General features: G+C 65.8%; 7 protein-coding genes. 4 read left to right on the plus strand and 3 right to left on the minus strand.

Features of this window, described 5'->3' with window-relative positions:
* Nucleotides 1-758, minus strand: a 758-nt coding sequence (dapE, locus tag QUV11_RS16880; protein ID WP_300884142.1) for a succinyl-diaminopimelate desuccinylase, incomplete at its 3' end; no start/stop codon positions are given.
* 41 nt (nucleotides 759-799) lie between these two features.
* Here dapE and QUV11_RS16885 point away from each other — a divergent pair.
* From QUV11_RS16885 to QUV11_RS16895, 3 genes are all read left to right on the plus strand, one after another.
* On the plus strand, nucleotides 800-1,246 hold the full coding sequence (locus tag QUV11_RS16885) for a cupin domain-containing protein (protein WP_300884144.1): 447 nt from the start codon (nucleotides 800-802) through the stop codon (nucleotides 1,244-1,246).
* A 181-nt stretch (nucleotides 1,247-1,427) separates the two neighbouring features.
* Nucleotides 1,428-3,638 (plus strand): TonB-dependent hemoglobin/transferrin/lactoferrin family receptor, encoded by a 2,211-nt coding sequence (locus QUV11_RS16890; RefSeq protein WP_300884146.1) that lies wholly within the window; start codon nucleotides 1,428-1,430, stop codon nucleotides 3,636-3,638.
* A gap of 41 nt (nucleotides 3,639-3,679) precedes the next feature.
* Nucleotides 3,680-4,690, plus strand: a complete 1,011-nt coding sequence (locus QUV11_RS16895) for a DUF6607 family protein (protein WP_300884148.1) — start codon at nucleotides 3,680-3,682, stop codon at nucleotides 4,688-4,690.
* Between the two features lie 15 nt (nucleotides 4,691-4,705).
* Here the strand turns inward: QUV11_RS16895 and hisN are convergent, their stop codons facing one another.
* Both hisN and QUV11_RS16905 read right to left on the minus strand, forming a co-directional pair.
* On the minus strand, nucleotides 4,706-5,494 hold the full coding sequence (hisN, locus tag QUV11_RS16900) for a histidinol-phosphatase (protein WP_300884150.1): 789 nt from the start codon (nucleotides 5,492-5,494) through the stop codon (nucleotides 4,706-4,708).
* Between the two features lie 44 nt (nucleotides 5,495-5,538).
* The gene (locus QUV11_RS16905; protein WP_300884152.1) at nucleotides 5,539-6,474 is read right to left on the minus strand and encodes a ribose-phosphate pyrophosphokinase; all 936 of its coding nucleotides are present in this window, start codon (nucleotides 6,472-6,474) and stop codon (nucleotides 5,539-5,541) included.
* A 150-nt stretch (nucleotides 6,475-6,624) separates the two neighbouring features.
* Between QUV11_RS16905 and QUV11_RS16910 the strand changes: the two genes are divergently transcribed.
* The coding region (locus QUV11_RS16910; protein WP_300884154.1) for an NAD+ synthase at nucleotides 6,625-7,877 on the plus strand (1,253 nt) is incomplete at its 3' end.

Consider the following 7,877-nt stretch of genomic DNA (forward strand, 5'->3'; position numbering starts at 1 on the left):
GGGTTGCCCACCGCCAGATCGGTGATCTCGATGTTGCTCGGCTGGAACCAGTCTGTGCCATGATCGAGTTCGATCCGCTCGATCTCGGCGAGGATCGCGACCAGCCTGGGGATCGGATTGTCGGCCATGTGCGGATAGGCGACATGCCCCTGCGTGCCCGCCACGCGGATCCATATGTTGACCGAACCGCGCCGCCCGATCTTCACCATATCACCCAGCCGCGCGACCGATGTCGGCTCACCCACCAGGCAAAGATCGGGCACGCTGCCGCTCGCCTGCATATGATCGATCAAAGCCCGCGTCCCGTAGATCGCCGGGCCTTCTTCGTCGCCGGTGATGATCAGGCTGATCGTGCCGGTCTCGCGCGGAACGTCCGCCACCGCCGCGACAAAGCTCGCGATCGATCCCTTCATGTCGACCGCGCCGCGTCCGTGCAGCAGGTCTCCGCGCACCTGCGGCACGAACGGATCGCTGGCCCAGCCCTTGCCCGGCGGCACCACATCGAGATGCCCGGCGAACGCGAAATGCCGCCCGGCATCGCCCGCCGGCTTGCGGATCGCATGCAGATTTTCGACCGGGCCATCGGGTGCCTCGCCGCAGACGAAGCGGGTGACGTCGAAACCCAGCGGTGCGAGCATCGCCTCGAGACAATCGAACACCGCGCCGGTGGCAGGCGTGACGCTTTCGCAGGCGATCAGGCGGCTGGCCAGATCAAGCGGCGAGAGTTCGAGCGGGGAGGGGGAAAGGGTGGTGGTCATGGGCGCTTTCATTCAGGATAAAGCCGCATTAGCATCGCGCCATGCCCAAAGTCGACCTGCAAGCGATCCCCCAGACCAACGCCACCGGCTATCCCGAGCATCTCGCCGATGTCGTGCAGGAACGCTGGTACCGCCGCCTGTCGCCGGTCACTGGCCTCACCGATTTCGGCGCCAGCCATGTCGTGCTCAGGCCCGGCGCGTGGTCGGCGCAGCGGCACTGGCATGAGAACGAAGACGAATTGCTGGTGATCATCGCAGGCACTGCGGTGCTGGTCGATGATAACGGGCGCACGCCGCTGGTGGCGGGGGATGTCGCCGCCTTCCCCAAGAACGATGGCAACGGCCATTGCCTGATCAATGAAAGCGACGCGGACTGCGTGTTTCTGGTGATCGGCAAAAGCGTCAACGGGCCGTGCCATTATCCCGATGTCGACATGCACGAGCGTGGCGGCGGCGATAAGCGCCGCAAGGACGGCAACCGCTTCTGACCGCTGAAGCTCCTGGCGAGCCATAGTCGCAGGTCCGTGATCCTATCATTGTCTCAGCCCCGCGCCCTGTGCGGCGGTGGGCCATGCCGCACGCCTTTGTGAACGCATGATATTGACCGATGTTGTAAAAGCCGCCATAGGCTAATGCGAATCGCTAGCATTAGCAGATAGGGGGTTTTTGATGACACGCTGGTTTTGTTCGGTCGCCATGATCGGGCTCTGTGCCCTTCCGGGCGCTGCCCATGCCGCGCAGGCCGGCGGGGCGCCGGTCGCCGACACCGACGCCGTCGACGCCGAAGCGGGGAGCGATGGACGTGCGATCGTGGTGACCGCGACGCGCATGCCGATCACCATCGACGAGGCGCCCGTCACCATCTCGTCGAAAACCGACGAGGAGATTGCCGACGAACTCGCCACCGACATCAAGGATCTGGTGCGCTTCGAGCCGGGGGTCAGCGTCCGCCGCGCACCTGCGTGGTTCGGGGCGGCGTTCGGCACCACCGGCCGTGCGGGCAACGAGGATTTCACCATCCGCGGCATCGGCGGCAACCGCGTGCTGATCCAGGTCGATGGCGTGCGCATTCCGATGGGGTTCAATTTCGGCGCGCAAAGCGTCGGCCGGGGGGACTCGGTCGATATCGGGCTGGTCAAATCGGTCGAGATCCTGCGCGGTCCGGCCTCGGCGCTATATGGCAGCGACGGGCTGGCGGGCGCAGTGAGCTTCACGCTCAGCGATCCCGAAGACATCCTCAAGGGGAAGTCGGTCGCCGGGCTGGTGCGCAGCCAGTATGCCAGCGCGGACGAGGAATTCGCCCAGACCGCGATCCTCGCGGGCCGCTCGGGCGATCTGTCGGCGCTGATCTCGTACAGCCGCCGTGACTTCAAGGAACTCGACAACCAGGGCACCAACGACGGGCGCGGTGCCGACCGCACCACCCCCAACCCGCAGGACGGCCACAGCAACGCCGCCACCGCGCGGATCGTGTGGGATCCTGCCGGCGGGCACACGCTGAGGCTGACCGGCGAATATCTCGACAATGCCCTAGTGACCGACCTGCTTTCGGGCCGCTCGGCGAGCATCGACAATCTGGTCGCGCGCGACACCGGCAAGCGCTGGCGGATCGCGGGCGACTGGATCTGGGAGGGTGACGGCGCGCTCGAACTCGCCCGCATCAGCGCCTATTGGCAGTCCGCCAAGGACCGGCAGTTCACCCAGGAAGACCGCTCCCCGCTCGCCGACCGCACCCGGCTCAACACATTCGACAACCGGGTCTACGGGCTGGCTGCGGAAGGCCGCTTGGCCTTTTCCACCGGCGCGCTGCAGCACAAATTGGTGTTCGGCGCCGATGGCAGCTGGACCCGGCAGCAGGGTCTGCGCGATGGCACGGTGCCGCCCTTTGGCGAGGTGTTTCCGACCAGCGCGTTTCCGGTGACCGATTACACGCTCGCCGGCCTGTTCGTCGGCGACGAGATCAGCTGGGGGCCGCTGACGCTGTTTCCGGCGCTGCGCTTCGACTACTACAAGCTCTCGCCCCAGGCCGATCCGCTTCTTCCGCCGACGTTTGTCACCACCGGCCAGTCGGGCGACCGGCTCAGCCCCAAGATGGGCGCGGTGCTCAAGCTGACCCCAGAGGTGCGGCTGTTCGCCAATTATGCGCAAGGGTTTCGCGCGCCCGAGCCCAGCCAGATCAACCAGTTCTTCGAGAATCTGGGGCAGGGCTACACCTCGCGCCCCAATGCCGATCTGGGGCCCGAGCGTAGCGAAAGCATCGAGGGCGGTATCCGCTTCGTCAGCGAGGCGGTCAGCCTCAGCGCCACCGCGTTCAGCGCGCGCTACAAGGATTTCATCAGCCAGGAGGTGGTCGGTGGCGGCTTTACGCCTGCAAACCCTGCGATCTTCCAGTTCATCAACCTGCGCGGGGTCAAGGTGGAAGGCGCCGAGGCGCGGATGGACCTGCGCGCGGCCAACGGGCTGACCGGCCAGATCGCGATCTCCTATGCCAAGGGCGACGTGACCGATCCGGAAGCGGGCACGCGGGTGCCGCTCGCCACGGTCGATCCGCTCAAGCTGGTCGCCGGGCTGGGCTGGCGCGAGGCGGCGGGCCGCTTTGGTGGGCAGATCATCGCCACCCACAGCGCGGGCAAGTCGCAGGCGCGCAGCGTCGGCGTGTGCACGCCGTCGTGCTTCCTGCCCGATGGGTTCACCATCCTCGATGCGACCGCGTTCGTGAACCTGGGGCCGGTGACCCTGCGCGCGGGCCTGTTCAACATCACCGACGCAAAATACGCCTGGTGGGCGGATGTCCGCGGCCTCGCCAGCAACACCAATATCGCCGATGCCTTCACCCAACCCGGGAGGAACGGCAGTGTTTCGTTGACTTATCGCTTTTGATTCGCAAACTTGTTATCAATAACCATCAGGGGTTCATCATCATGAAAACAGCCTTTGCATCTCTTGCCGCCGCCAGCCTGTTTGCGCTGGCATCATCGCCCGCTCTGGCCCACCCGCCGATCGCCGAGCGTCCCGCGCAGGAGGAAGCCGCGGTGTTCGAGGCAGACCGCGCCGAAATCCTCGCGATGGCAGGCAATTTCAAGGTGCGCTTCGACATGCAGGAGGCGACTCCCTGGCAAAGCGGTTACACCCCGCTCGACCGCAAGATTTCCGGCGGGCACGAGGTCGTGCGCGTGATCGAGGACACCGGCCGCCGCATCGTGCTGCAGCACATTCTGGTCAGCGAGCATGAGGGCAAGCCGCACATCACCAAGCATTGGCGACAGGACTGGGAATACGAACCCGCCAAGGTGCTGGTCTATTCAGACCGCAACGCCTGGACCTGGGAGGACGTGCCCGAAAAGATGCGCCGGGGCCGTTGGTCGCAGACCGTCTGGCAGGTCGATGACAGCCCTCGTTATGCCGGCTGGGGGCAGTTCGAGGAGCAGGGCGGGCTGCGCCGCTGGCGCTCCAACTGGACCTGGCGTCCGCTCGCGCGGCGCGATGCGGTGCGCAACCCGGTGTACGACCGCTATTACGCGATCAACCGCCACCAGACCACGCCCGATGGCTGGGTGCACTGGCAGGACAACATCAAGATGGGGCTCGCCGATGGCACGCTCAAACCCGTCGTCCAGGAATATGTGCTCAACACCTACACCAGGTTCGATGGCTACAACGTCAAGGCCGCCGACGATTACTGGGTCGCGACCCAGGGCTATTGGGCTGCGGTCCGGTCTGCCTGGGACAAGGTGGCTGCGACCAAGGGCGGAATCGCCATCCAGGAAGAGGCACAGGCTGGCACCATCATCAGCGCGCGCATCCTGACGATGGCCGACGAGATCCAGCAGGGCGAGATGACCGAGGCTGCCGCGATCGCCGAGGCGGACCGGCTGATCACACAAAACACGCGGACCGTCGATACCCGGCAAGTGGCTCGCGCCGGGCGGTGACCTGACTGCCCAGCCTTAATCGTGCTGGTGGTGCCCCAGCGCCGCCAACACGTCCTCGAGCCGTGCCGGATCGCCCATCGCGATCACCCGGCCATCGCTGTCCTTGTGCAGCGGATCGCCGTTCCAGTCGCACATATGCCCGCCGGCGCCCTCGACCACCGGCACAAGCGCGGCAAAATCGTGCAGCTTGAGCCCGCTTTCGCACACCAGGTCGACCGATCCTTGCGCCACCAGCGCATAATTGTAGCAGTCGCCGCCCCAGATCAGCCGCCGGGTGTCGCACTGCTTGGCGAGCGCCATGAAGTGCATCGCGTCGTGATCGCTGAACAGATGCGGGCTGGTGGTGGCCAGCACCGCGTCCTCGATATCGGGGCACAGGCGCGCGCGCACCGGCTTGCCGTTGAAGGTGGTGCCGCGGCCGGTCGCGCCGACCCAGCGTTCGCGCCCGATCGGCTGGTCGATCACGCCGAGCACCGGCCATTCCTCGGCGATCAGCGCGATCAGCGTGCCGAAGATCGGCCGTCCGGCGATGAAGCTGGTGGTGCCGTCGATCGGATCGAGCACCCAGGTGCGCCCGGTCGATCCGGGCTTTTCGCCATATTCCTCGCCGATCACGCCATCGCGCGGCGCTTCGGCATCAAGGATCGCACGCATCGCCGCTTCGGCTGCGCGATCGGCCTCGGTCACCGGCGAGGCATCGGCCTTGCGGTCGGTGGTGAAATCGGAGCGGTAAAACGGGCGGATCGCTTCGCCCGCGGCGTCGGCCAGCCGTTCGGCGAGCGCAATGTCCTTGCTGTGAATCATATGAGAATCATCCTTTATCTGAGCTCACAGATAAGGCGTAATTCTCAATCGAACAGGCTTGAGACCGAGCTTTCGTCGGCGATGCGGCGCATCGCCTCGCCGATCAGCGCGGCCATCGGCAGGCTGCGGATGCGGGTCGATTCCTTGACCGCGTCGGTCGGCTGGATCGAATCGGTGATCACCAGCTCCTTGAGCGCGCTGTTGTTGACGCGGGCAACCGCGCCGCCCGACAGCACGCCATGGGTGACATAGGACACCACGTCGATCGCGCCGGCGTTCTTGAGCGCCTGCGCCGCGTTGCACAAGGTTCCGCCCGAATCGACGATGTCATCGATCAGGATGCAGAAGCGGCCCTCGACATTGCCGATGATGTTCATGACCTCGGATTCACCGGGGCGCTCGCGGCGCTTGTCGACGATGGCGAGCGGCGCATTGTCGAGTCGCTTGGCCAGCGCGCGGGCACGCACCACGCCGCCGACGTCGGGCGATACCACGGTCAGCGCGTGCTCGCCGAACCGCGCCTGGATGTCCGCGGCCATCACCGGGGCACCATAAAGATTGTCGGTCGGGATATCGAAAAAGCCCTGGATCTGCCCGGCGTGCAGATCGACCGAGAGCACGCGGTCGGCGCCGGCCACGGTGATGAGATTGGCGACCAATTTGGCCGAGATCGGGGTGCGCGGACCCGGCTTGCGGTCCTGCCGGGCATAGCCGAAATAGGGGATCACTGCGGTGATCCGGCGGGCCGAGGCGCGTTTGAGCGCGTCGATGCAGATCAGCAGCTCCATGAGATTGTCGTTGGCGGGGTATCCGGTCGACTGGACCACGAACACGTCCTCGCCGCGCACATTCTCGTGGATTTCGACGAAGATTTCCTCATCAGCAAAGCGGCGCACGCTGGCGTCGGTCAGCGGCATTTCCAGATAGGCGGCGATGGCGCGTGCCAGCGGCAGGTTGCTGTTGCCAGACAGGATTTTCATGTGATCGTGCTTCCCCGTTGCCCTGATCGATTTGGGCCCTGTTAGCCAAGTGGCCGGTCAAGCGGAAGACGTAAGTTGCGGATCATGGCCGCAGCGCGGCGGGTTGCAAATCTTGTTGCCGCTCTGGCTGCCAGCCCCTATCCGGCAGGGATGACCGACCGGCTCTTGATCACCCTCGTCCAGTGCGCGCAGGCGATGGGCGATATCGCGGGCAATGCCGATGCCATGCTCTCCGCGCGCGCGCAGGCCATGGCGAGCGACCTGATCGTCTATCCCGAGCTGCAGCTGATCGGCTATCCGCCCGAGGATCTGGTGCTGAAACCGGCGCTGATCGCGCGCGCCGCTGCGGAGCTGGAACGGCTTGCCGCTGCCACTGCCGATGGCGGGCCGGCGATGCTGGTGGGGTCGGTGTTCGCGCGCGAGGACCAGCTTTTCAATGGCGTGGCATTGCTCGACGGCGGTGCGGTCGCGGCGGTGCGGCTCAAGCACGAGCTGCCCAATTACGGCACCTTCGACGAGAAACGCCTGTTCGCCTCGGCGCCGCTGCAGCCGCCGGTGCCGTTCAGAGGCATGCTGCTGGGCCTGCCGCTGTGCGAGGACATCTGGTTCCCCAAGGTGTGCGGGCACCTGAAGGCGATGGGCGCCGAACTGCTGATCGCGCCGCACGGCAGCCCGTACGAGATCGAGAAGGACGAACGCCGGCTGCACACTGTCGCGCGCGCGCGGGTCGCCGAGACCGGGCTGCCTCTGGTGTTCCTCAACCGCATCGGCGGACAGGACGAGCTGGTGTTTGATGGCGCATCGTTTGTGGTCAACGCCGATGGATCGCTCGCGCACCAGCTGCCCGACTGGGAAGCGGCGACGGTGCACACGCAATGGACGCGCACCGATGCGGGCTGGCAGTGTACGCCGGGCGAAATCCACGCGCTCGATCCGTTTCCGCAGGACGCCTATCACGCGATGATCGTGGGGCTGCGCGATTATGTGAACAGCAACGGCTTTCCCGGCGTGGTGCTGGGGCTGTCGGGCGGGATCGACAGCGCTTTGTCCGCCGCCGTCGCCGTCGATGCGTTGGGGCCTGACCGGGTGTGGTGCGTGATGCTGCCCAGCCGCTTCACCAGCCAGGACAGCCTGGACGATGCCGCCGGGTGCGCCGCGATGCTTGGCTGCCGTCTCGACAGCATCCCGATCCAGCCTGCGGTCGATGCGTTCGAGACGATGCTGGCGGGCAGCTTTGCCGGGCGCGAGCCGGACCTTGCCGAAGAGAACATTCAATCGCGCATCCGCGCAGTGACGCTGATGGGGCTGAGCAACAAGTTCGGGCATATGCTGCTGACCACCGGCAACAAGAGCGAGATGAGCGTCGGCTATGCCACCATCTATGGCGACATGGCGGGCGGCTA

It is taken from the genome of Blastomonas sp. (assembly GCF_030373265.1).
Classification (GTDB): domain Bacteria; phylum Pseudomonadota; class Alphaproteobacteria; order Sphingomonadales; family Sphingomonadaceae; genus Blastomonas.

Coding starts and splice junctions, on each gene's coding strand:
- QUV11_RS16905 (WP_300884152.1), bottom strand. CDS start 6,474: ATGAAAATCCTGTCTGGCAACAGCAACCTGCCGCTGGCACGCGCCATC.
- QUV11_RS16885 (WP_300884144.1), top strand. CDS start 800: ATGCCCAAAGTCGACCTGCAAGCGATCCCCCAGACCAACGCCACCGGC.
- hisN (WP_300884150.1), bottom strand. CDS start 5,494: ATGATTCACAGCAAGGACATTGCGCTCGCCGAACGGCTGGCCGACGCC.
- QUV11_RS16895 (WP_300884148.1), top strand. CDS start 3,680: ATGAAAACAGCCTTTGCATCTCTTGCCGCCGCCAGCCTGTTTGCGCTG.
- QUV11_RS16890 (WP_300884146.1), top strand. CDS start 1,428: ATGACACGCTGGTTTTGTTCGGTCGCCATGATCGGGCTCTGTGCCCTT.